The 23046-nt window shown below is 43.6% G+C and carries 19 protein-coding genes and 2 tRNA genes; 7 read left to right on the top strand and 14 right to left on the bottom strand.

The annotated features are described in order from the left end of the window. Window positions 1-99: 99 nt before the first annotated feature. Genes AWH66_RS13190 through AWH66_RS13175 form a run of 4 tightly spaced genes read right to left on the bottom strand, consistent with a single transcriptional unit; the run spans window position 100 to window position 4194 of the window. A complete protein-coding gene (locus AWH66_RS13190; RefSeq protein ID WP_062457789.1) occupies window positions 100-609 on the bottom strand; it encodes a DUF5462 family protein in 510 nt (169 codons plus the stop codon). Beyond that, the gene (locus AWH66_RS13185) at window positions 602-1291 is read right to left on the bottom strand and encodes a fimbria/pilus periplasmic chaperone (protein WP_157769572.1); all 690 of its coding nucleotides are present in this window, start codon (window positions 1289-1291) and stop codon (window positions 602-604) included. Before AWH66_RS13185 ends, AWH66_RS13190 begins: the two co-directional genes overlap by 8 nt. After that, entirely contained in the window at window positions 1281-3635 is a 2355-nt protein-coding gene (locus AWH66_RS13180) for a fimbria/pilus outer membrane usher protein (RefSeq protein WP_063606477.1), read from the bottom strand. Before AWH66_RS13180 ends, AWH66_RS13185 begins: the two co-directional genes overlap by 11 nt. Beyond that, window positions 3628-4194, bottom strand: a complete 567-nt coding sequence (locus AWH66_RS13175; protein ID WP_063606476.1) for a fimbrial protein — start codon at window positions 4192-4194, stop codon at window positions 3628-3630. The genes AWH66_RS13180 and AWH66_RS13175 overlap by 8 nt, the downstream gene beginning before the upstream one ends. A 633-nt stretch (window positions 4195-4827) precedes the next feature. Here AWH66_RS13175 and AWH66_RS13170 point away from each other — a divergent pair. Next, the gene (locus tag AWH66_RS13170) at window positions 4828-5670 is read left to right on the top strand and encodes an ion transporter (RefSeq protein WP_062457798.1); all 843 of its coding nucleotides are present in this window, start codon (window positions 4828-4830) and stop codon (window positions 5668-5670) included. Between the two features lie 87 nt (window positions 5671-5757). Here the strand turns inward: AWH66_RS13170 and asd are convergent, their stop codons facing one another. The 4 genes from asd to yejK form a co-directional block, all read right to left on the bottom strand. Then, entirely contained in the window at window positions 5758-6876 is a 1119-nt protein-coding gene (gene asd, locus AWH66_RS13165) for an aspartate-semialdehyde dehydrogenase (protein ID WP_063606475.1), read from the bottom strand. A gap of 174 nt (window positions 6877-7050) precedes the next feature. Further along, entirely contained in the window at window positions 7051-8253 is a 1203-nt protein-coding gene (locus AWH66_RS13160; RefSeq protein WP_083400034.1) for a chemotaxis protein, read from the bottom strand. 176 nt (window positions 8254-8429) lie between these two features. Beyond that, complete coding sequence (locus tag AWH66_RS13155; RefSeq protein ID WP_143081508.1) at window positions 8430-9737, bottom strand: Hpt domain-containing protein; 1308 nt, start codon at window positions 9735-9737, stop codon at window positions 8430-8432. 66 nt (window positions 9738-9803) lie between these two features. Then, window positions 9804-10802 (bottom strand): nucleoid-associated protein YejK, encoded by a 999-nt coding sequence (gene yejK / locus AWH66_RS13150; RefSeq protein ID WP_063606473.1) that lies wholly within the window; start codon window positions 10800-10802, stop codon window positions 9804-9806. An 84-nt stretch (window positions 10803-10886) separates the two neighbouring features. Here yejK and AWH66_RS13145 point away from each other — a divergent pair, with 84 nt between their 5' ends. The 4 genes from AWH66_RS13145 (at window position 10887) to AWH66_RS13130 (ending at window position 13356) form a co-directional block, all read left to right on the top strand. Beyond that, window positions 10887-11114: a YejL family protein gene (locus tag AWH66_RS13145; protein WP_063606472.1), complete on the top strand. Its 228-nt coding sequence runs from the start codon at window positions 10887-10889 to the stop codon at window positions 11112-11114. A 26-nt stretch (window positions 11115-11140) separates the two neighbouring features. Continuing rightward, complete coding sequence (locus tag AWH66_RS13140; protein ID WP_063606471.1) at window positions 11141-12964, top strand: DUF3413 domain-containing protein; 1824 nt, start codon at window positions 11141-11143, stop codon at window positions 12962-12964. Between the two features lie 63 nt (window positions 12965-13027). After that, window positions 13028-13104, top strand: a tRNA-Pro gene (locus AWH66_RS13135). 161 nt (window positions 13105-13265) lie between these two features. Beyond that, a tRNA-Ser gene (locus tag AWH66_RS13130) sits at window positions 13266-13356 on the top strand. Between the two features lie 372 nt (window positions 13357-13728). Here AWH66_RS13130 and AWH66_RS13125 read toward each other — a convergent pair. From AWH66_RS13125 to AWH66_RS13115, 3 genes are read right to left on the bottom strand one after another with little or no spacing between them, the layout of a single operon-like run. Continuing rightward, the gene (locus AWH66_RS13125; protein ID WP_063606470.1) at window positions 13729-13917 is read right to left on the bottom strand and encodes a DUF2986 domain-containing protein; all 189 of its coding nucleotides are present in this window, start codon (window positions 13915-13917) and stop codon (window positions 13729-13731) included. A 54-nt stretch (window positions 13918-13971) separates the two neighbouring features. Then, window positions 13972-14460, bottom strand: coding sequence for an NUDIX domain-containing protein (locus AWH66_RS13120; protein WP_063606469.1), 489 nt, complete (start codon window positions 14458-14460; stop codon window positions 13972-13974). Next, on the bottom strand, window positions 14457-15386 hold the full coding sequence (locus AWH66_RS13115) for a histone deacetylase family protein (protein ID WP_063606468.1): 930 nt from the start codon (window positions 15384-15386) through the stop codon (window positions 14457-14459). Before AWH66_RS13115 ends, AWH66_RS13120 begins: the two co-directional genes overlap by 4 nt. Before the next feature lie 54 nt (window positions 15387-15440). On the opposite strand from AWH66_RS13115, the gene AWH66_RS13110 reads away from it, so the two are divergent. Then, window positions 15441-16127: an SDR family oxidoreductase gene (locus AWH66_RS13110; protein WP_063606467.1), complete on the top strand. Its 687-nt coding sequence runs from the start codon at window positions 15441-15443 to the stop codon at window positions 16125-16127. An 18-nt stretch (window positions 16128-16145) separates the two neighbouring features. Here AWH66_RS13110 and AWH66_RS13105 read toward each other — a convergent pair whose 3' ends face one another. The 3 genes from AWH66_RS13105 to AWH66_RS13095 all read right to left on the bottom strand — a co-directional run bounded on the left by AWH66_RS13105 (window position 16146) and on the right by AWH66_RS13095 (window position 20842). After that, a complete protein-coding gene (locus AWH66_RS13105; protein WP_063606466.1) occupies window positions 16146-18098 on the bottom strand; it encodes a DNA topoisomerase III in 1953 nt (650 codons plus the stop codon). Between the two features lie 100 nt (window positions 18099-18198). Further along, window positions 18199-18747 carry an NAD(P)H nitroreductase gene (locus tag AWH66_RS13100; protein WP_038229472.1) on the bottom strand — a complete coding sequence of 183 codons (549 nt, stop codon included), beginning with the start codon at window positions 18745-18747 and terminating at the stop codon, window positions 18199-18201. A 91-nt stretch (window positions 18748-18838) separates the two neighbouring features. Further along, window positions 18839-20842, bottom strand: a complete 2004-nt coding sequence (locus tag AWH66_RS13095; protein WP_006070052.1) for an NADPH-dependent 2,4-dienoyl-CoA reductase — start codon at window positions 20840-20842, stop codon at window positions 18839-18841. 297 nt (window positions 20843-21139) lie between these two features. Between AWH66_RS13095 and sppA the strand changes: the two genes are divergently transcribed. Continuing rightward, window positions 21140-22993: a signal peptide peptidase SppA gene (sppA, locus tag AWH66_RS13090; protein ID WP_063606465.1), complete on the top strand. Its 1854-nt coding sequence runs from the start codon at window positions 21140-21142 to the stop codon at window positions 22991-22993. Window positions 22994-23046 lie beyond the last annotated feature (53 nt).

Raw genomic sequence — 23046 nt, 5'->3', positions numbered from 1 at the left:
TGCTTAGCCATTGATAACAACAGTGATACTTTATTGTTATCCCTTACAACAAAATAACGATAACAACGAGAGCTAAATCTGAGCTGAATACATTACCAGTTATCCAACCCCTTCAACTTCTATTGCAAACTCAATCCCTCCTCTATAGCTTTTAGGCATGGTTATTTTTATTGCTTGATTAATTTTAAGTTTGATGTTTTTAAAGCGAGGCAATGCTGTAATTTCCACAGTATCCCCTACTTGCTTCCCATTGATACTTACTTTTCTTTCGTCAGCTATTAGCTCTACATTAGCAAATGTGGCTACATCGCTACCAGTTGATGATGTCACTTTTACTAGGACTTCACCTCGATGGTTTTTTAGCAGTGTAGCATTAGCAATTCTCAAATATTTTAATTTCCCATCTAAGTCCGCATCATTTACTGATAATAACACTGGATCTTCTAATGTTTTTTCTATTTGCAATCTATCATTGTTCACAACTCCATTAACCAAACCTAGAGATTGGTTTCTTACGTATTTTGTTGTACCCTCAGCAGCTGCTGTATAAGAAAATAGATAACCTACTAATATCATTAATAGCAAAAAAAATAGTCGCATATTAGTCATCCCCTGGACCATCAAGGATATATGTATTCACACTTCCAAAATCATTTAATGCTGAGACGGAGTGTATCTGATTACCAGTTACATTAATCCTGTCTCCTGGTTTAAACATTTTTAGGCCACTATTAGCTTCTTTGCTAAATTCAATAGCTTCCCCCTTAGCATTCTGAACACTCGCGATTGTGAATATATAAGGTGTCGTATTAACTAACCACTGCTCACCAGGTAAATGTTCTACTGTTAAGTTTTTTTCTGCACCAAGACGACCTTCTGCAATGGCTTCGGGTCTGTATATCAACTTAACCCGTGTACGAATTGCGATTGCAAGTCCACTTCCTTTTCCAGCGGGAGGAATTTCTTGCAAATTCAACCAATAAATTGATTCTTTATCATTCGGCATATGGTCGGATACTTTCATTATCCTAAACACCTGCGTACGACCCTTATTTATTTTGAAAAATGACGGAGTCGCGATAAAGGACGGGCGCGTATCATTCTCCACAATATTTTCAACCCAAATTTGCGCACCATAATCTTCCTTAGAGCGATTATCTACTGTTGCTGAAATAAACTGACCGTCTCCTTTATAGATATAACGTGTAGCGTCTAACGCCAACGAAGCGATGGCCTCATTCGTGAATAATATTGAGCTCAAGGCAAACGTTAATATAAGTTTAATTTTCACACATAACCTCTTGTAATTGTGTTGTTTGTTTGATGGACGAGGTGGGGATTTCGCAATCTCCGACACGAAAACTCTTTAATTCATCGATAGAGTTAACAAATAAAATACCGTTTTGAGTAACGAAACCTAACGGAGTGCCGTCGTTCGATTCTGCCCACGTACCACTCTGCACAAAAGCGCCTTGTTTATTCTTTATTTGAAACAGATATCTAAGTACTTTTACCGATTCAAATGGTAAAAACACTACTGCACCACCGGTCGGTACAACGCGTTTTTCAGTCTCTAATAACTCAATATCCGTAGGCAACGTATCACCAGACAACCTAATACGGTTTTCTCGATAGGCACTCGCAGGAACTACCGCATTACCTTTAGACGTCGAGCGATATGGAGACGAGGAAAACTTGACTCCTTCAGTATCCGCAACATTCGCAACAATGAGAGTGTCTGCTCTCGTTCCGGTAAATATCATGTCGCGCTCTGTAGGCAACAGAATCACCGAACCACTTGCCGACGCTGAACCTGTCGTTTGCCCATTCGATTGAGATAATCTTCCCCGTAATGAAGCACGTTCTGCTTGATATCCCGTACTCACTGAATAGGTTTTGCTATCACTGTCACCTGACCAGTTGATATTTGCGGAGTAATTTGCTTTCTCTCCAATTGACGAAGATACCCCGGTTGAGTAATTGCTACTCCCATTATCATTCGTCGTCACCGTGCTATAAGTTGAGTAATTTGAACCACCTATACTAAAAGGTACCGACAGTGATAACGAACCACTGAGTTCCGAGCCGTTGCCTGATTGGCTATATGATGTCACAAGTGACACATTGAACTTCCGAAATTGTAATGATGCTCTGGCATTAATTCCGGAATTGTCCGCAACATCCTCCCAATAAGAACGCTTCCAACCACGGAACCCTACACTTAGGTTAGTGGTGATTCGGTGGGAAAGTCCTAAGTTATATTGTGACTTCAAGCTGCTGCCATAACGAGCTCCCTCTGCATCAGGAGCAAAGTTTGAAAACTCCGTGTATCCCTGAGACAAGTATTGTGCGCTAGTTACTTGTAACGACGTACTTTTGTTCAATTTCTTACCGTAAGTCATCGATACTCTACCCCCAGTCGCGCTGCTGTTGTCATCATATATCGCATGGGAGTAAGCACTTTGGGCTCCTAAAGTCCCCCAGTGACCAAGCCCTCTTACCAGGCCGGCGCCAAAAGCTACGTATTTGGCATGAAGTAGAACGCTCGTTTTAAGCGTGAAGTTCTCAAAGCCATAACCAACATTACCCGCCCAAAAAAGACCATTTAGGTCGTTGGTACCACTTTGGCGTAACCCTGAGTAAACACTGTATTCGTAGTCTCCAGAGCTAAGCATGTTTGGAATAACCGTTAGTGGGTAGACTTGAGTTAGTACTGAACCATCTTCTTCCGTAATAGTCATCGTTACGTCTCCACTGCTTAATAGACGCACGTCGCGAATTTCAAAAGGGCCTGCTGGAACCGATTCGATATAAATCGTGCTCCCGCTCTGACTTAATACGACTTTGGCGTTACTTTTTGCAATACCCGAAAAAACAGGCGAATATCCGATTTCATTGGCACGCATGTTACTATTGCTGACCAAACCAACACCCATCAAGCTCGCTCCACCAATTAGCGAGTTAGAGGTAAATGTTCTACCCATGGTCAAGTCCGATTTCCAATCATAAAGTGCACGTCTCGCACTGCCTGTTGAAATATTCACATCACTTTCACTGATACTTATGAACGAGTCACCCACCCATTTTCCTGCGTTTGCTAATAGACCCAGAGACCCGTAACTGCTTGTTCCAACTTTATTTACATTGGTACTAGCTGAGTAATTCATTCTTAAGGCGGGGATACCATAATCCCATTCCAATACTGCCTTTTGTTTTTTATCAAGCCCTTTTTGTGGTATTTTAAAGTTTATATTCTGGGTCGAAAAGTCCATATTTACCGTTGTATTTATATCATTAGCAATAACATAACATTGACGTTCTTTATTTATATTCTTAGCGTAGAAGTCAGTATTTATATTTATGCCAGCGTCCCTAAGCCACTGCTCGCTTAAACATAAGTCACTCTTGTCCTCAGGTAAAATATTGAGTATGCGTTTGCCGATATGTTTATCGTTCAATTCCACGTCAACCAGAAATCGACCGGGCATAAATTTATTGGTAGAATCATCCCAAGCCTTCATATCAGCTCTATTTCCGCCCCGAACAAACCCCCAATTGAGCTCACCAGCATGAGGGTATGATGTCGTCAGAATAAACAATACACCGCACATCAACCCGCTAAAACAGTTATTCATAGGACACCACCAATGACAAAGAACCGCTATAGGTTCCAGACGTAGCGCTATCTAAGCCCTCGACACGAGCTTTGAAGTTAAATACTCCTTGGGTTGCGAAGCTTGACGGATAAGATAGTACATTGTTATCAGCTGTTATTTTTGCAACACTACTCACGTGTCCGGAATCGACAGAAGAGATGGCTATGCGAACACCATCACCAGCTCCACGGGTAACAACACCTCTCGAATCTAACTGGTCAGCCCCTTCATCTCCGAACTTAAACTTCACCAGACCAGAACTTCCAGCTTTAAAGGCGCTGCATCCTGGCTGCTCCGCGCCTGGTTCAAACAAGTTAATAACAATAGATTTCTCTGGCATGCCAGTTCTTGTCGACTTGTTGTACACACCAAAATCAATAACACCTTCAGAAAGACTTCGAGCGCTACCGTCGCTGATTGTTATCGTACATACAGATGCGACAACGTGCCCACTGATGTTAGTTTTTGCGCTGATTAGAGAAGCAGCAAAGCAATTACTAGATAAAATAACAAACAGAATAGGTAACATATTTTTCATAGCAGTTTGATACCTCGGGCAGTTAAAAAACTTGGGATTTCGAATTTTAAAAAACGAAAAAAACTAAACTTGCAAACAATTAAACCGGGAAACACCAATTAATTAAAGTAAGCAAAAATAATAATTTATTTTTATATCAATAATAAAAATAAGCTCAGGATAGCCTTGATAAGATTGATAAAACCTCAACTCTATTAAAGTTAGCCGCGCAACTAAAGGCGCCAATCAGAACATACAAGCCATAGATAAATCGGAATTTTGAGGAATTAATTAATAGATATATAATCCATCCATAAAAATTACATATCACATTACCAAACTGGTTATAAACTTTTACTACTCTCCTAACGCTAGCAAGAAAAAATAATGACATAAGTTAGATATTTTAGAACAATCACATTGCCTATTACGGCTGTTACGATTTATTTTTGATCTCGACACTAATACGAAAAGAGAGCTATTAAGTTAACAGAGGGTATGTCTAGCGTTGTAAGTTTGATATTCTTATCATGTTTTTAGGGGTTATGTTTTAGGTCAGCTACTCTAGTAATAGTAGAACCATTTACATAATGCAGTCTTGAGACTCTGATTTTTGTTTCGCTCGCTGGCTATTCTTAGGGATTAAAAAACGCAATGGATAATAATCGCTTACAACATCAACTTTACGTCATCATTTTTGGGCACTCTACTCGAGCCGGGCGTGCTTTTGATATCACACTGATCATTGCAATTCTTCTCTCGCTCACCGTACTGATTCTTCATTCAATAGAAGGCTTCGCATCGGATTGGGACAATGAGTTCGTAATAATTGAATACATCTTCACTGGACTATTCACTGTTGAATACCTTTTAAGACTCTATTGCTCGCCCAAACCTAAAGCCTACGCAACAAGCTTTTATGGTGTGGTGGATTTATTGGCGATCTTGCCAACCTATCTGGCACTGCTCTTCCCTTCAGCTTCTTTTATGGGTGTCATAAGGTTGCTACGTATCATGCGGATCTTCCGGATCCTAAAGTTGGTTCGCTACCTTCAGGATTCCAATATACTGCTACGTTCTTTACTACTGTCACGCCGAAAGATAATTGTGTTTTTTAGTACGGTCGCCATTTTAGTGACGATTTTTGGTGCCCTGATATTTGTTATTGAAGGTCCCGAGAATGGCTTCACAAGTATTCCACAAAGTATCTATTGGGCTATTGTCACTATTACTACGGTTGGATACGGCGATTTGATTCCCAGTACCCCACTTGGGAAAGCGCTAGCGTCGCTGACTATGTTACTCGGCTACTCCATACTTGCCGTACCGACCGGAATCATCACGGCCGAACTGAATCAGGAGATGAATGCTCACCGTAGCCTAGTTAAGTGCCCAAACTGTTCGAAAGCAGGTCATGAAAGTGATGCTTTGTATTGCAAGTACTGTGGTAGTGAGCTCGCCGAGCCCGATGAACGTGTCGTTATAAAATCAGATTAAAAGAATGATATGTCGCTGAGTAACCGCAAAAAGCAGATACAAAAAAGCCCTCTTTCAAGGGCTTTAGTCTTATCTAATAGATAACAATTAACACGTCTTTTCCGCCAAGATTATGCGCAGCGTACGACGCAATGGCTCCGCCGCGCCCCACAGCAATTGGTCACCCACAGTAAATGCATTGAGAAAATCATCACCCATCGCCATCTTTCTTAGACGACCAACAGGGATAGACATCGTGCCGGTGACTTTCGCCGGAGTCAGTTCTTGAGCGGTAATGTCACGCTCATTCGGGATAACTTTAACCCAGTCATTGTGAGTGGCGATGATCTCTTCGATTTCATCCATTGGTACATCTTGCTTAAGCTTGATTGTGAGTGCTTGAGCATGACAACGCATCGCGCCGATACGAACACAAGTACCATCGATAGCAATTGGGTTGCCATCCGTACCAAGAATCTTGTTGGCTTCAACGCCAGCTTTCCACTCTTCTTTACTTTGACCGTTATCGCGTTTTACGTCGATCCATGGAATGAGAGAGCCTGCCAAAGGCACACCAAATTGATCCGTAGGGAAAGAAGACGAACGAATAGTCTCAGCCACTTTACGGTCGATATCTAGAATCGAACTAGCAGGGTTTGCAAGCTCTGAAGAGACCGCATCATTGACCACACCCATTTGTGAAATTAGCTCACGCATGTTTTTGGCACCAGCACCAGAAGCAGCTTGATACGTCATGGCACTCATCCATTCGACCATGCCTTTTTCATACAGGCCACCTAAACCGAGCAACATCAAGCTCACGGTACAGTTACCACCAACAAAGGTGTTTGTGCCTTTAACTAGACCATCTTGAATCTGACCTAAGTTCACTGGTTCTAAAGTGATGATGGAGTCTTTGTCCATACGGAGAGTAGAAGCTGCATCAATCCAATAGCCTTTCCAACCAGCTTGACGTAATGCAGGATAAACTTTTTCGGTGTAGCTACCACCTTGACAGGTAATGACTGCATCAAGTTGTTTCAAGCTTTCGATATCAAAAGCATCTTGAAGCATACCGGCATCTTTGCCGAAGTTAGGGGCTGGGATACCTACTTGAGAGGTACTGTAGAATACTGGTTCGATAACGTCGAAGTCTTTTTCTTCGACCATACGCTGCATCAATACCGAACCAACCATGCCGCGCCAACCAACTAAACCTACTCTCATTGAATTACTCTCCGTGTGAATTTAAAAAAGGCTCCTCCATCTATAAAATTTTCCGAGCCATAACACAAGAGTAAAGTAACAATAAGTGTGTCTTTTTTTAACTAACCCTACCAGTTTTGCTAATTTGAGAAGATTAAGTTGTAAAAAAAGCCCCAATACGGGGCTTCTATAAATTTATGCGCTTGTTTTACTCTCTTTTCTTGCTTGAACCTTCTTACCAAGGATGTAGCCAAGTCCAAGAGGTGCAAAAAAGATCACCAAAATAAACAAGATAAAGTAAACAATAGTGCTTTTAATCAGTTGGATAAGTTTTTCTACAGCTAACGTTACGACATCTTGAGAAATCTTGTCGAGGTCCTGAGCAAACAATTCTCGCTCTTGATTTACGATAAGCGCGATTTCCTTACGTTCACGCTCAACCATTTTAATCAGCTCTTCACGCTCTCTCGCCACCATGTCGTCAAGGGCTTGTCTTTCCGCACTTAGCTGCGTTAACTTATCTTGAGTCTTGGCATCCAAATCATTGAGTAGTGGCTGCAATTCAATTGCCATCTTCTGCGCAAGATCTCTCATATATTCAGGGTTGTTGTTAACGAAGTCCTGAAACGCGTCTGCACTCATTTGAAAGCTCTGGATAGCTCCTCGAATGTCATCACCATTTACATTGCTATTTAAAGCAATCAGCTGTGCTTTCCACGTCATTAGCTTTGGTGTTTGTTCCGACATTAGAGATAAACGGTCCGAGACATCCGATAGTGCTTCGGGCATAGTTCCAAGTGTTGTCGTAACTTCACTCTCGTCAATTCCCTGTGCTTTTAACCACTCACGATAAGCCGGTGTTCTGGAAAAAGTTAGATTTTCAAAAGGGTGCAAAGCGGCGAATTTCTCGACAAACTCTTTGCTAGTAGCGTAGCTTTCACCTTTGAACAAGGATTTTGCTAACTGATCAATTTCGTTGCTAAGTTGCTGAGAGACCTGTTTAGCTTCATCACTTGTAAACAGAGCTTGACCATTACCTTGGTTGAAAAAGTTATTCATCTGGAGCGTAAACACCCACGAATCGATCAAACCCGCAGTCGGCGAAACTTGATAAGCAGCTTGCTGTAAGCCCTCTTCTGCATGGATTTTCCAAAGTAACACGTACGATTGGTTCATTACGTCATTTTCAGGATACTGAGCCGCAAGCGAATCCGCGGTTGATTCAACTTGGCTGAAAAACTCACGACTGTATTCTCGCGTCATCAAGCGCATATTCAATTCTTGCTTAGTCAGCGGGGTCGTTTGACTATCGAGTTGTACCTCAAGAAGTGAGCAGCCTGAGAGAGCTACCGTGAGCAGTAGTAAAAGAAAATTGCGAGTGGCGCGCAATGCGTTCATCAAAAAAACCTCTGATCGTGAATAAATGTACAACGTATTCATTATACTTCTAAAACGCAAAGTTCTCGCTAAGTGTAAGTATTTTTGAGTGATTTTGACAAACTCTTTCAAGAGGCATGTTCAGCATTAAACCTAGCTGCGCGAAAGCCTTAGGATGTTTTCCTTAAGTCAAAGCACTAGGTTGTCGATTGCGCTATGTAGGCCCGCGCTGACACTATCGCTTGCTGTAAATTAGCATCCAGATCAGAGAGCACCGTTTCAGATAGCGTTTGACTCTCTTTCAAGCTTTTTTCCGCTATTGTCGCAACATTCCGAAGTTCATCAGCAAAAATACTCCCAGAAACACCTTTCAACGTATGGGCAATGCGCGTAGCTTGTTCAATGTCGTCGGTTAAGTGTTGCTGTAATCTTTCCGCATCTTGCGAGTGTTCTGAAACGAATACCCCCAGTAGCAACAACATAGACTCTTGGTCACCGTCAAGAGTGTTTAACATCTTTGAGAAATTTATCGCCTCAGAGCTCCCCCGACTGTGAACTGGAATTGGCTGTTCAGTTTCTACCTCAGTCTCCACATTCAGCGCTGTTTTGGGTTGATTAGGCACGGCTTGTGATTCAATTTCCACAGCGAATGATAATTCAGGCTCTGAAATTTGCTGCACCTGTTCAACCGAGCTTTCCGTTGTCAACGACTGGGTAAGAGGCTGCAAGTGACTATCCAGAGCTTCACGCATGGTCCGAATAGCAGTTAAGATAATTAGAGCCATCGCGACAAGACTTAGCATTACTATCATTAATATCTGATGAGTGACGATAATCTTAGATTGATCCGTTCTTTGAGAAAGCTCACGCATCACAGGATGATTTACGACTCGTTCGATCAGGAACTCCGTATTCGCAGACTGTGAGAGTAAAACCGATGCTTGAGAGTTCAGAGCTAATAGATCCAATCTATCCTCTTCAGGTAATTGATACGCGGCACGTTGAATCTCTTCTAAACGCAAATAGACCTGTCTTGGCTCGATTGATTCGTTAAACAATGTGTCTAAAACCACATAAGACAATTGATTGCTTAGCGCTTTCGCACTCGCACCAAATGTTGGAGTTTGCTCGCTGACTCGCGCGATAAACTCATCAAGTCGAGTTTCATCAGTTGCAAGCAGTTCCGCTTGCTCAACAAATCGTTCTAGCAAATATACGGTGTGTGATACGTCGGAAAGTAGATCTGAGCTTGTCAGGGATTTTAATTGAATCGTTTGCGCGTGTATTAACTGAATATCAAGCTCTATCTGTTCCGAAAACTTGGATCGATAAGGTTGAGGGAGGAAGAGAGTCTGCTGCAGCTTATTGATGCTAATGGATATCTCATCCATTAAATGGTTAATTTGATCTTCTTTAGAAGTCAGGTAAACGACAACCGAAATGGCCAGCGCCCACATCATGCCAACAATAACAACGACAGTAAAAATACGTTTATAAGAATTCAACAACCGTTCCCCTTCCTTGGTTCTTGCGATCTAAAAAGCGCTACACAAGGCAGCGCTTTCGTTACTTTATCGGTTCCGTGTCAACTGGTCTCTGAGATTAGGAGGAGTACCCTTTATCGTCAATGTATCAGTTTCTGGATCGTAAAATACGCGCTCACCCAGTAATAGACTATCAAAGCTCAGGTTCAGTCCACCACCCGCACCAACAAATTTTGTTAGTTTGCGAACTGTGGAGCGATCTGCTGGAAAACTCTCTTCAAGATCATAGCCTTGTTCTTGAGTGTAATCCAAAAAGCTCGCGCCTTCATTACTAGGTAGCTCTCCGGACAGTTCTTTAATTTGAACTTCATCACCGGTCTTCAATTGATCACTGCAGTAATCGAAGACCTGTTTCTTGTAACTAACGGTTTCATCTTTATCAAGTTGAGCGTCCGCACAATAATCCTCTACCGCTTGCATCAAAATGGTATTTTGCTGTTTAGTATCTAGACCAACCTGCGCCTGCAAAAAGTCGAGGAAGAAGTCTGCCACTTTGCGACCTACCCTACCTTTGATGTAGGTAAGATAACGGTTAGAGCTTTTATCTAAGTCATAACTGGTTAGGTCAATACGTGCAGCAATGTCCATTTTAGCGATATCGAGATAATCAATTGAACCGATGTTCAATCCTTCTGTGATTTGCAAGCTATTGTAAGAAGGCAACAAACCGATGAACAAATAGTCGGTTGCTAAAGACTGATACTGTGCCATTACCAAAGTGCCCGCTTCAGCAAATGGGTATTTAGCTAACTCAGTTTTTAGTCGCTCGGCACTGTCTTGCGAGAAGGCGTAAAAGTCTTTGTCACCTTTTAGAAGCTCACTCAACCAAACTTGGAAATCGCTTTCTTGAGTGAAGGAACCAAATCCTTTTCCTGCTTTCGAATTAAATACGCGATGAAGCTCAGCAACAAGGCTTTCGGTTGAATTATCGTTTGGTAAAAGGGCCTCACGGTAATGAACAACCAGTTCTTCCTGCTCATTTATTGCTAACTGGTGTAAAATAACGTTAGATAGGTTCAAACTCATAGTGAAATTATTATCGTTGCTGTTTCGTTTGTGATGCAGAGTAGGGTATCATAAGCCGCTTTCATTATCATTAGCAGAGTCTTTATGCCAATTACATCTAAATACACCGATCAACAAGTTGAAGATATCCTCTCTGAGGTTGCAGCAGTGCTCGATAAGCATGGCGCGAATGCAGAACTTTCACTTATGATTGCAGGCAATATCGCAACCAATGTCTTAAATCAGAACGTTGCTCCTTCACAACGCCAAGCAATTGCGGAAAAATTCTCTAAGGCTCTGATTTCTTCTCTAGAAACTAAAGACCAACACTAATCAACTACGGACAGAAAAAACGGCAGATGGTAGATAGCGAAAATTCATATGGTGAACGAGTCTCACGATTAGTCGGTTGGGGACACTGGTTTGCGTTCTTCAATATTATCGCAGCTATGTTGGTTGGCACGCGTTATATTGCCGCGTCACCATGGCCAGATACACTGTTGGGGCAGATCTATCTGCTCACTTCATGGATTGGTCATTTTGGCTTTTTAGTATTTGCCTTGTACCTGTTGGTGCTATTCCCGCTAACGTTTATTGTTCCTTCGCGCAAGCTTTTTAGACTGCTTGCCGTTTGTTTCGCAACGTTCGGGCTCACAGTCCTACTTATTGACACCCAAGCTTACCAATCAATCAACTTACACCTTTCTCCGGTAGTATGGGAACTATTGTTCAATGACGAAAGTAGCCCGGTAAGCTCGGACCTACAACATCTATTTATTGTGCTACCGCCAATATTCTTAGCGCAGCTGGCACTTTCAGAGTGGGTTTGGAAGAAACAACGTAAACTTTCCCATAAGCATGTCGGACGCCCACTTACAGCGGTGTTCTTCCTATGCTTTATTTCTAGCCATCTGATCTTTATCTGGGCAGATGCTTATTTCTATAATCCAATTACCATTCAAAAAGCAAACTTCCCGCTTTCTTACCCAATGACAGCTAAGTCATTCATGGAAAAGCATGGTCTTTTGGATAGAGAAGAATACCTTCAAAAATTGAAAGAGAATGAAGGTGCGGTAGACCTTGTCAGCTACCCATTAACAGAAATTGAGTTCAATCGCCGTTCAGAAAACTTAAATGTACTGATAGTAAGCATCAATAACTTACGCAGCGATATGTTAACTGCGGAGACCATGCCGGTTAGTTATGGCTTCGCGCTAAACAACCAAAATTTCACGAATCACTATAGCTCCAGCAATGATGATCTTGGTGTATTTGGTTTGATGTATGGTCTGCCAAGCAGCTATGCAAGTAGCATCAAAGCTCAAGGGACTGCGCCTCTGTTTATGTCAATCCTTCGCGACCAAGGCTATAGTTTCAAACTCTATAGCGGTGATAATTTTGAAGATGATATTTATAGAGATACCATATTCCGCAAATTCCCTATGGTAGATCTAACCGTTCAGCAAGAAGGTGAAACGAACCCACCTGTCGTCTCTGACCTCACTGCTATCAAACGCTGGCAAGCTGATATTGAATCGGGGGCAGGAAAGCCTTGGTTCAGTTACATCGAAATCACGACCGTTGATAACTTTGACGCCTATCAACCACAAGGCACGAACCTATCACCGGAACAGCAGTTTATTGCCGCTTATTCTGCAGCAGCGACCGCAGCAGATGGTGAGTTTGCTAAAATATTGCAAACAATCGCTGACCAAGGATTGATGAACAATACCGTAATTATTCTTACGTCTAATCACGGCACTGAATTCAATGAAACAAAGACACGCAGTTGGGGCTCTAATACCAACTACAGTCAATATCAACTGCGCGTTCCGATGGTGGTCCATTGGCCCGGGAAACTGGCTGCAGACTATACCCATATGACCAGTCACCTTGATCTCTCAGCAACCATCATGCAAGACTTAAGTGGCGTCTCCACGAATGTGAAAAACTACAGCAGTGGTCGTAACTTGTTTGATGAACGTAAACGCAAATGGATTATTGCAGGAGATACCAGAGAGCTCGCATTAATTACGCCAACAGATACTACTGTTGTCGATAAATTTGGTAACTACAGCTTATACGATCACAACTATCGTAAACTGGACGATAAGAATCCAAAGCTGCCGATACTAATGCAAGGCTTCACAGAACTACAACGTTTCTACGCAAAAAGTCAGTAAATCAAGGATTTAATAACTCTCGACTCTTGACCTAGAAAATCCTCTGGTTTAGATTAATCCCATCGGACTGTAGCGCAGCTTGGTAGCGCACCGTCATGGGGTGTCGGGGGTCGCTGGTTCAAATCCAGTCAGTCCGACCATATTCAAGCCCCTAGTGAAAACTAGGGGCTTTTTACTAAAGAAATGTTTAGTTTATAGACACCCAAACCTATTTTTTAATTCAAGCGCTTATAATTGCAGCAAACAGTTAAAATAAGGGTTTACAAACAGTAAGATGCCTATTATTATGCGCATCAACAACGGAGAGATGGCTGAGTGGTTGAAAGCACCGGTCTTGAAAACCGGCATACGTTAATAGCGTATCTAGGGTTCAAATCCCTATCTCTCCGCCACATTCAGAAAAAGCCGTTACTTTGTAGCGGCTTTTTTGCATTTAGCGTTTTTATATACCCACTTAACGGCGTTTCCCTAATATCAACAGTGTGCTTATCTACAAACGTATAGACGCGATGGTTTATACCGACTAAGCAAACACGACTCATGGCGTAAAGCTAGTATTAATAGAATATGCAGGTCGATTTAAGGCCATGATGATTCCTTTTTCTAAAAACGCACACATGAAGTTGTGTGTCTCATTTAAGGTATCTTGGCTTAAGAGTTTCTGGTGATGCTTTTTGCAGTGCGCAATGTTTGAGTAGGAGCTGAAGTAGTTGATATGGTTGGGGTTGAGCTGTTTTAAACTGCTCAACCAGACTTGCTAAACGTTATGATGTTGCCTGTTCAGGCGCATCTAACACTTCATTATTATCTTGTGCTTCTTGCTCCGCTTCCATCTTCGCACGTTCGGCTTTAGATATGTAACGCGGTTTATTCTTCCCTGCGCCATTCTTTTTAGCGTTCGCTTTTTTCATTCGCGCTTTATGAATCTGGTTGATTTTTTTCTTACGGTTCATCGCAGGTACTCATTGGTTCTGTGTTGGTCGTGCATCATACAGAGGTTATTGCCGTTAATCTAGGTGGTTCACTTCGTCATTCTCTCCTTGGACATAACTTCCTAAATGGGTCGCAAACTGCTTAGCTTGAATCAGTGGAAGTACCGTAGACACAATGTCAGCTGGAAAGACTTTGTAATGATTGAGATTTTCAACATCAACCCAAGCTACTTGTTGAATGTACTCAGAGTCATTAAGTCCCTCTAGGTTAACTAGAGAAAGCTCTCCTCTCCACGACTCGATTAAATAAAACAACTCAACGTGGTAGCGGTCTGATGAAGTCTCATGAAACTCCCGTACACACAATAACGGCCCAACGGTCACATCAAGTCCAGTCTCTTCGCGAAACTCACGCACTAACGCTTGCTTGGAAGACACATCCGAATCCTCAAGACCACCACCTGGTGGTATCCAATATTCTCCTGAGTATTGGTCGCGCACACGAAGCATTAGTATCTTATTATTTTGTAACGCGATACCTGCCGCTCTTATTCTGTGCTTCATTTGCCGCTCCTTTGCTGGTATGCCGCATCGATAAGTGACATGTGAATAGGAATTAAATCGCTATGCTCTGTTCGATAACCGCCACCAACAACACAAGCTACGGGGATACCTTTATTTCGACCGTAGTCCAGCATCCATAAATCGCGCTGGCAGACTCCATCCAAGGTCACTTGTAAATAGCCTAGTTCATCGTCCTCGTGAATATCTACACCAGCATCATAAATAATCAGATCGGGTTGATGCAGTCGTATTGCTAGTTCAACCACCTGTTTGAAGCTTGCCAAGAACTCTTTGTCACTCGCACCTCGACTTAAAGGCACATCCATATCAGATAACGGTTTTCGCGCGGGAAAGTTCTTATCGCAATGAAGTGATAGGGTCACTATTTGATCAGTGTCTGCGGCAAGGGTTGCGCTCCCATCACCATGATGAACATCACTATCAACAATCAATACTTTCTCCGCCCCATGCTCTATTGCATTCTGCGCTGCGATAATAAGGTCATTGAACAAGCAGAAACCACTTCCAAAATCGTAATGGGCGTGATGATAACCACCACTTAAGTGAATCGCTAACCCATATTCCATCGCTTGTTGTGCTGCTAAACACGTCCCACCAGCTGAGGTCAGTGTTCGTTGAATAAGCTGCTCTGTCCAAGGAAAGCCTATTCTTCTTATCTTCGCTGCAGGTAAGCTTCCTCTGACCAAACCCTCGACATAGTCTTTACAGTGAACCTGTTGCACTTGCTCTACCGTCAACGGGCTAGGTGTTTTTATGACAAAAGGAGATTCGGCCAAGCGTAAGTACTTTCGCTCAACCTCTTCATACAGCAAACGGTATTTGTTGATAGGATAACGATGTCCTTCTGGCAATGGTAGATCAGAATAGATAGGGTGATAAATCAAAGGAACAACGTTGTTGTGCATCAGGCGCTCTAGATTTCATTTATAATGGGAGCATCTTATCGTTAGGGAGCACATATGAAAACCGTATTCATTACAGGGGCAAATCGAGGTATTGGTCTTGCTCTTACCAAAAGATACCTTCAATCTGGCTACCAAGTACACGCCACTTATCGCAGTGCATGCAGCGCTAAGGAGCTGCTGTCTCTGGAGGTAAGCGAGTCAAACCTGTCTACATACTGCTTTGACGTCACCGATTATCCAACCTATCCGCAACTTCTCGCACAGTTACCCAACCTAGATATTGTAATCAATAATGCAGGCTATTATGGCCCCAAAGGCTACGGTTTCGGCAATACAGACATCGATGAGTGGCGCAAGGTGTTAGAAATAAACACCATCGCTCCGCTTAAATTGGTGGAAGCGCTGTACCCCAAAATTCAACGCTCCGCAGTTAGGAAAATTGCGTGCTTATCTTCTAAAGTCGGTAGCATGACAGAAAACACATCAGGCGGTGGGTACATCTATCGCTCCTCAAAAGCCGCACTGAACTCAGTAGTTAAGAGTTTGAGTAACGATTTAAGCCAAGAAGGTATTACCGTTCTGGCATTACATCCAGGTTGGGTTCAAACCGAGATGGGCGGTCCAAATGCTCTTATCTCAACCACAGAATCAGCATCTGGCTTGTTCAAGGTCATCGAAAACACTGACGCCAACCAGTCAGGCCAATTTATTAACTTCGATGGTCAACCACTTCCTTGGTAGGCAATTAGTCATTCGATATTAGCTGCGGCTCTTGGTCTTACTAGGCGCTTTTTTTCCCTTACTAAAACGTCGTTTCTTAAATGCCGGTCTCTCAACTTTGGGCAAATTTTTGAGAGAATCCGGCACAGGACCTGACTTCACTTGTTGCATGAGCTGTTCAAGGCGGTTATTGAGCTCTGCCATAAATGGCGTATAGGACTGCGTTTTCTCAGCCATGCCTTGCAGCTGAAACTCCCAGTGGGCTGTCATATCAGGATAGGTCGATTCATCAGGTAGCGCATGAATTAAACCTCTTCCTGCAGAAGTGCTAATAACTGACTTACCCTGACGATTAAGCAACTTGCGTTTAAAAAGTGTGTCAAGAATACCCGCACGCGTTGCTTCAGTTCCGATACCATCGGTGTCACGCAGGATTTTCTTCAGCGATTTGTCTTCAACGAAGCGGCTGATCCCTGTCATCGCCTGTAGTAATGTCGCTTCGGTGAAATGTCTTGGTGGCTCGGTTTTCTTCTCTGCGATCACACCTTCGCGACAGATGAGTTCGGTACCGACTTCCAAAGGCGGAACGGCATCTACGCCCTCCTCTTGCTCATTAGCAGAGTTCCCTAACAAGACTCGCCACCCAGGTTGCTGCAAGCGCTTGCCTTTGGCAATAAAACAGCCACCTTGAATATCAAACTCTAACATGGCTTCGGCGTACACCGCGGCTGGATAAAACTGCATTAAATACTGACGCGCGATCAACCCATAGATTTTCTCTTCAAACCCAGATAGCACACTGCTGGTTTTCTTTGGTGTCGGAATAATAGCGTGGTGTGCATCCACTTTGCTGTCGTTCCATGCCTTGGATTTACGACTGCTATCCGCATCATCGACAGCCCTAGCGTGCTCTTTGCTGTTGTTCTTTATTGCGCTTAGGACATCATTCGCTTGGTAAAAGTGATCTTTAGGCAAATATCGGTTATCAGAACGCGGATAAGTAATCAGTTTGTGCTTCTCATACAGAGCCTGACAAACATCCAATACTTGTTGCGCGCTCATATTAAAACGCTTGGCCGCATCAATCTGTAAAGCAGATAACGAGTACGGTAAAGGCGCATTCTGTTTTGTCGACTTATGCTCTGACTTAGTGACTGTTGCTGGCTGTCCTTGAATACGACTCGCGACATTTTCCACCAGCTTTTTATTCAGCACTCTTCCTTCTTCATCTTGCCATGGTTGGCAGGCTTCACTTGGTTTCCATTTGGCACGAATGTCAAAGACCGCTTGCGAATCTTGGTAAGGAATCAAGGCGTGTAAAGTGTAATAGTCTTTAGGAACAAAGTTCTCGATTTCTTCATCACGGCGAACCACCAACCCCAATACGGGTGTTTGTACCCGCCCAACAGATAGCACACCTTGATAACCCGCCTTTTGTCCGAGAAGCGTATAGGCCCGAGACATATTCATCCCATAAAGCCAATCCGCTCGCGAACGTGCTAATGCCGATATTGAAAGTGGAATAAACTCTTGATTCATACGCATGGAATTGAGCGCTTTTTTTACCGCCGGAAGGTTTAAATCGCTAATCAACAAACGCTGAGCGGTATCTTTCTTGGCTTTCGGAACCTTACAATAATCGATGACCTCATCAACCAGAAGTTGCCCTTCCCTATCTGGGTCTCCAGCGTTAACAATGCTGGTCGCCGTTTTTAGTAGTTTCTTTACCGCAGTTAGCTGTTTTGAAGCACTTTTTCGAGGTCTAAGTTGCCACTGATTTGGCACGATGGGCAGATCATTCAGATTCCACTTTTTATAACGCTCATCGTAGGCATCTGGCTCTACCTGCTCAAGCAGGTGACCAATACACCATGTGACCACATCACCATTTCCACATTGGATGTATCCGTCGCCTTTCTTTTGAGGGTTTGGCAAAGCGGCGGCAATAGCACGCCCTAAGCTGGGTTTTTCTGCGATAAAGAGACGAGTCATAGAGAAGGGTCACTGGTATTTGAAAAAATAAAGGTAAGCTTAACTAAGCTTACCTTTAAGAATCAAGAAAAACTGTATAAATAGCCAGTTAAATAACCTGCTAAAGGAACTTAACGTATTTATTTAGATCACGCTCTGGTGCTTTCATTGGTGTACAGCCTGGCGTACCAACATAAAGAAAACCAACGATTTGATCATCACCCTCAACGCCAAACGCTTGACGAACGTGTTCATCAAACATCCATTTGCCCGAACGCCAAAATGCTTGGAAGCCTTGAGCCACAGCTGCCATTTGCATTGCTTGAACTGCACAGCCAGCAGAGAGATGTTGCTCCATCGCTGGTACCTTGTCATGTTGCGTCACTTTCGCAATGACGGTGATGACTAAAGGAGCACGAAAAGGGGCTTTCTTAGCTTTTTCAATCACCGCCTCCTCACTTCCCGCTTGAGCAGCAGCATCACTTAAGATATCAGCCAATTTCTGTCTGCCATCACCTTGCGCCAGAACAAACTGCCAAGGAGTAAGTCCAGCATGATCCGGAGCACGCAGGCCCGCTCTAATAATATTTTCTAACGCTTCTCCTTCAGGAGCAGGTTCTGATAGTCGAGCAATCGAGCGCCTATTGAGTAACAGTTCTAGGGCATCCATAACACTTCCCTTTTTGTTTGTTGTAATAACGCTCATTATAACAAAACGTTAACGTCATGACAGCAAAAGTGAGAATTGTTCTCAATGTACTTTATAGCTTGGCAGCTAATTCGACACCTTGGCGAATCGCTCTAACCGCGTCCAGTTCACCAGCATAGTCAGCGCCACCAATAACATGCAGTTTGTCACCAAAGCTTTGCCATTGGTCTTCGAATGGTTTTACAGACTCTTGCCCAGCGCAGATAACCACTTTATCTGCGGGAATCAACTGCTCTTCACCTTTGACAGTGATGTGCAGACCTTGATCATCAATCTTGTTATAAGTCACGCCACCTAAAAGATGTACACCTCTCTTTTCAAGGGTTTTCTTGTGGATCCAGCCTGTCGTTTTACCCGGACCTTTACCTACTCTGCCTTCTTTGCGCTGCATTACCCAGACATTGGTATCTGTCACTTCTTCCGGGAATGGGAATAGGCCACCTGGATGCTCGATGGTTTTGTCGATGCCCCATTCGTGTAACCAGTCATCTAACGTCTGACCATGAGGTTCAGTAATCATGCTCGCAACATCGACCCCAATACCGCCTGCTCCCATAATCGCCACATTGTCACCTACTGGTGTCTTATCGCGAATCAACGTTTGATAATCGATGACTTTATCTTGGTTATCGATACCTTCAAGCTTGGGCATTCTTGGCTGAACACCGGACGCCATCACTACTTCATCATATTCGCGTAGCAGGTCGGCGGTCGCTTCGGTGTCAAGATGTAGCTTGACGCCGGTCTCTTCAATGCGATTGGCAAAGTAACGGATAGTTTCTCTGAATTCTTCTTTGCCTGGGATTTGCATCGCTAAACGGAACTGACCACCAATGCGATCACTCTTCTCGAAAAGATCCACAGAATGGCCTTTTTCCGCCAACATGGTCGCACACGCTAATCCGGCAGGCCCGGCACCTACAACGGCAATGGTCTTACTATTTACGGCCTTCTTGACGATTAAGTCCGTTTCATAACACGCTTGAGGGTTGACCAGGCAAGTGGCGCGCTTGCCTTTAAATGCATTATCCAAGCACGCTTGGTTACAACCAATACAGGTATTGATTAGTTGTGACTTGCCTTGCTCGGCCTTCGCAATAAAGTTTGGATCGGCCAAGAAAGGTCTCGCCATCGATACCATATCAGCGTGTCCTGATGAGAGTATCCGCTCGGCTTCTTCCGGTGTATTTATTCGGTTGGTCGTAATAACAGGCACATTGAGATAAGGACGGATTTTTTCGGTTACCCAGGTAAAAGCACCGCGAGGAACTTGCGTAGCAATTGTCGGTACTTTTGCTTCGTGCCAACCGATGCCGGTATTAATTATCGTCACCCCAGCTTGCTCGAGCGCCTGTCCAAGCTGTACCACTTCTTCAAAAGTACTGCCTTGCTCAACCAGATCCAGCATCGAGAGTCGAAAAATGATAATAAACTCTTTACCCACAGCCGCTCTTACTGCTTTAACAATTTCTAGCGGCAGACGAATGCGGTTTTCATAACTGCCACCCCATTCATCGTAACGAACATTGGTGCGCTTGCAGATGAACTGGTTGATGAAATAACCTTCTGAACCCATGATTTCAACACCGTCATACCCTGCTTCTTGCGCCAGTGATGCGCTGTTTGCATAAGCGTCGATAGTCTTCCAGATTTGACGGCTGCTCATTTCACTAGGCGCAAAAGGAGAAATAGGTGATTTTATTTTCGATGCACTTTGTGAAAACGGGTGGTAACCATAACGTCCGGCGTGAAGAATTTGTAATGCGATTTTACCGCCATGCTTATGAACAGCTTCAGTAACAACCTTATGCGCTTTAGCATGTTTTGGCTTACTAAATTCAGCAGCAAAAGGGGCAAGACGTCCGCGAAGGTTTGGCGCAAATCCACCAGTGACAATCAGTCCCACTCCACCTTTGGCTCGCTCTTCATAAAATGCAGCAAGCTTATGCAGTCCTTCCTTGTGTTCTTCAAGACCTGTGTGCATCGATCCCATTAGCACACGATTACGTAGTTGGGTAAATCCTAAATCCAGAGGCTTAAGTAAGTTCGGGTACATAGCAGACTTCACTTCCGTTGTTATAGTTGTGGTCTGACCAGAATATTATGTAAAGGTTAAAAAATCAAACTAGCGTTTACATTTTCTCAACATTATTAAAAATTTTTCCTGAATCTTTGAACTTAATCTAGTATGTTAAGTCTTTAATTTTTATTCACTTAAAACCTTGATTGAGTGGTAGTGGCTACATACACGTAGAATTACATTATTCATACAGCGAATCTGCCACGCCAAGGCTACACTAGTAATTGATGTTTAGGGACAAAAACACTCACCAATTGGTGATGTGGAGAGATGATGAAAAAAGTATTTCGATTTATCGGTTTGATCTTCAAAGGGTTCTGGAAAGTCATTAACTTTACCAGACTTGCCATTGTTAACCTGCTCTTCTTTGCTGTGCTCGCAATGATCTATTTTGCGTTCACTCAAGTCGAACCTGCGCCAGCTACCGTCAAAAAAGAGTCAGCGTTAGTCCTGAACATTTCTGGGCCTATCGTTGAGCAAAGCAGTTATGTGAATCCTATGGATTCAGTCACTGGCTCATTGTTCGGGCGCGACCTTCCAAAAGAAAACGTTCTGTTTGACATAGTAGATTCAATCCGTCACGCATCGACTGATGATTCTGTAAAAGGATTAGTGCTATCGTTGAGAGACATGCCAGAAACTAGCTTAACCAAACTTCGCTATATTGCTAAAGCGTTGAATGAGTTTAAAGCGACAGGCAAGCCTATCTATGCCTACGGCGCGTTTTACAATCAAAGCCAATACTATTTAGCCAGTTATGCCGACAAAGTCTACCTTGCTCCTGATGGTGCGGTGCTTATCAAAGGCTACAGCGCGTACTCAATGTACTACAAGACATTACTCGAAAAACTCGATGTGACAACACACGTATTCAGAGTCGGTACGTACAAATCAGCGGTCGAACCATTCCTTCGTGATGACATGTCTGATGCGGCGAAAGAATCCGCCACTCGCTGGGTTTCACAGCTATGGGGCGCCTACGTAGATGATGTTGCCTCTAACCGTCAAATCGAAACCAGCGTTCTAACGCCAACCATGGATGAATTTCTTAAAGAGCTAGAAGCTGCTGACGGGGATTTAGCCGCGTTATCTAAACAGCTAGGATTGGTCGACGCACTTGTTACTAAACAGCAAGTTAATCAGGCTATGGTCGAGGCATTTGGTAGCGACGGTGATGGTGGCTTTAACGCTGTGGGTTATTACGAGTACTTGGCATCCATGCCATACGACCTACCTGAGCAGCCAGACAACCAAGTTGCCGTCATCGTAGCGAGCGGCACCATCATGGATGGTGAGCAACCACGTGGTACTGTCGGCGGTGATACAACAGCCGCCCTTCTCAAGCAGGCTCGTGAAGACGACTCCGTCAAGTCAGTAGTCTTGCGTGTTGATAGCCCAGGTGGAAGTGCGTTTGCTTCAGAAGTAATTCGCAACGAGGTTCAAGCACTGCGCGATGCCGGTAAGCCTGTTGTGGTGTCCATGTCGAGTGTTGCTGCTTCCGGTGGTTATTGGATTTCTATGAACGCTAATAAGATCATGGCACAGCCAACGACCATCACTGGTTCAATCGGGATATTTAGTGTGGTAACAACCTTCGAGAAAGGGTTAAACAATATTGGGATTAATACCGATGGCGTTGGTACATCACCATTCTCTGGCGTTGGTGTAACCACAGGCATCAGTGAAGGCGCGTCAAAAGCATTCCAAATGGGCATCGAAAATGGATATAAGCGCTTCATTACGTTAGTCGCGAATAACCGCAACATGTCTGTCACGGATGTCGACTCTGTCGCGCAAGGTCGAGTATGGACTGGTAAAGACGCATTAGAGCGAGGCTTGGTTGACCAGATTGGCGATTTTGATGATGCTGTCGCTCTCGCTGCTGAACTCGGAGGTATGGAGAAGTACGATATCTACTGGGTCGAAGAACCGTTAAGCCCAGCGCAACAGTTCGTCCAAGATATTATGCAGCAGGTGAAAGTGAGTCTTGGACTCGACATATCAGCTTGGGTCCCACAAAGCTTACTGCCTGTCGCAACTCAGTTGCAACAACAAGCCAGTTTGCTGGAAAGCTTTAACGACCCCAAAGGCCAGTACGTACTGTGCTTGACCTGTAATATCCAGTAGGCATGCCGAGCTAACAAATTCATTTATCTAGAGCCACCAATCGGTGGCTCTTT

Origin of the sequence: Vibrio barjaei (assembly GCF_001639065.2) — a bacterium.
Taxonomy (GTDB): Bacteria; Pseudomonadota; Gammaproteobacteria; order Enterobacterales; family Vibrionaceae; genus Vibrio; species Vibrio barjaei.
The sequence above is the reverse complement of the archived record's forward strand: the minus strand, read 5'-3'. Positions and strand labels throughout refer to the sequence as shown.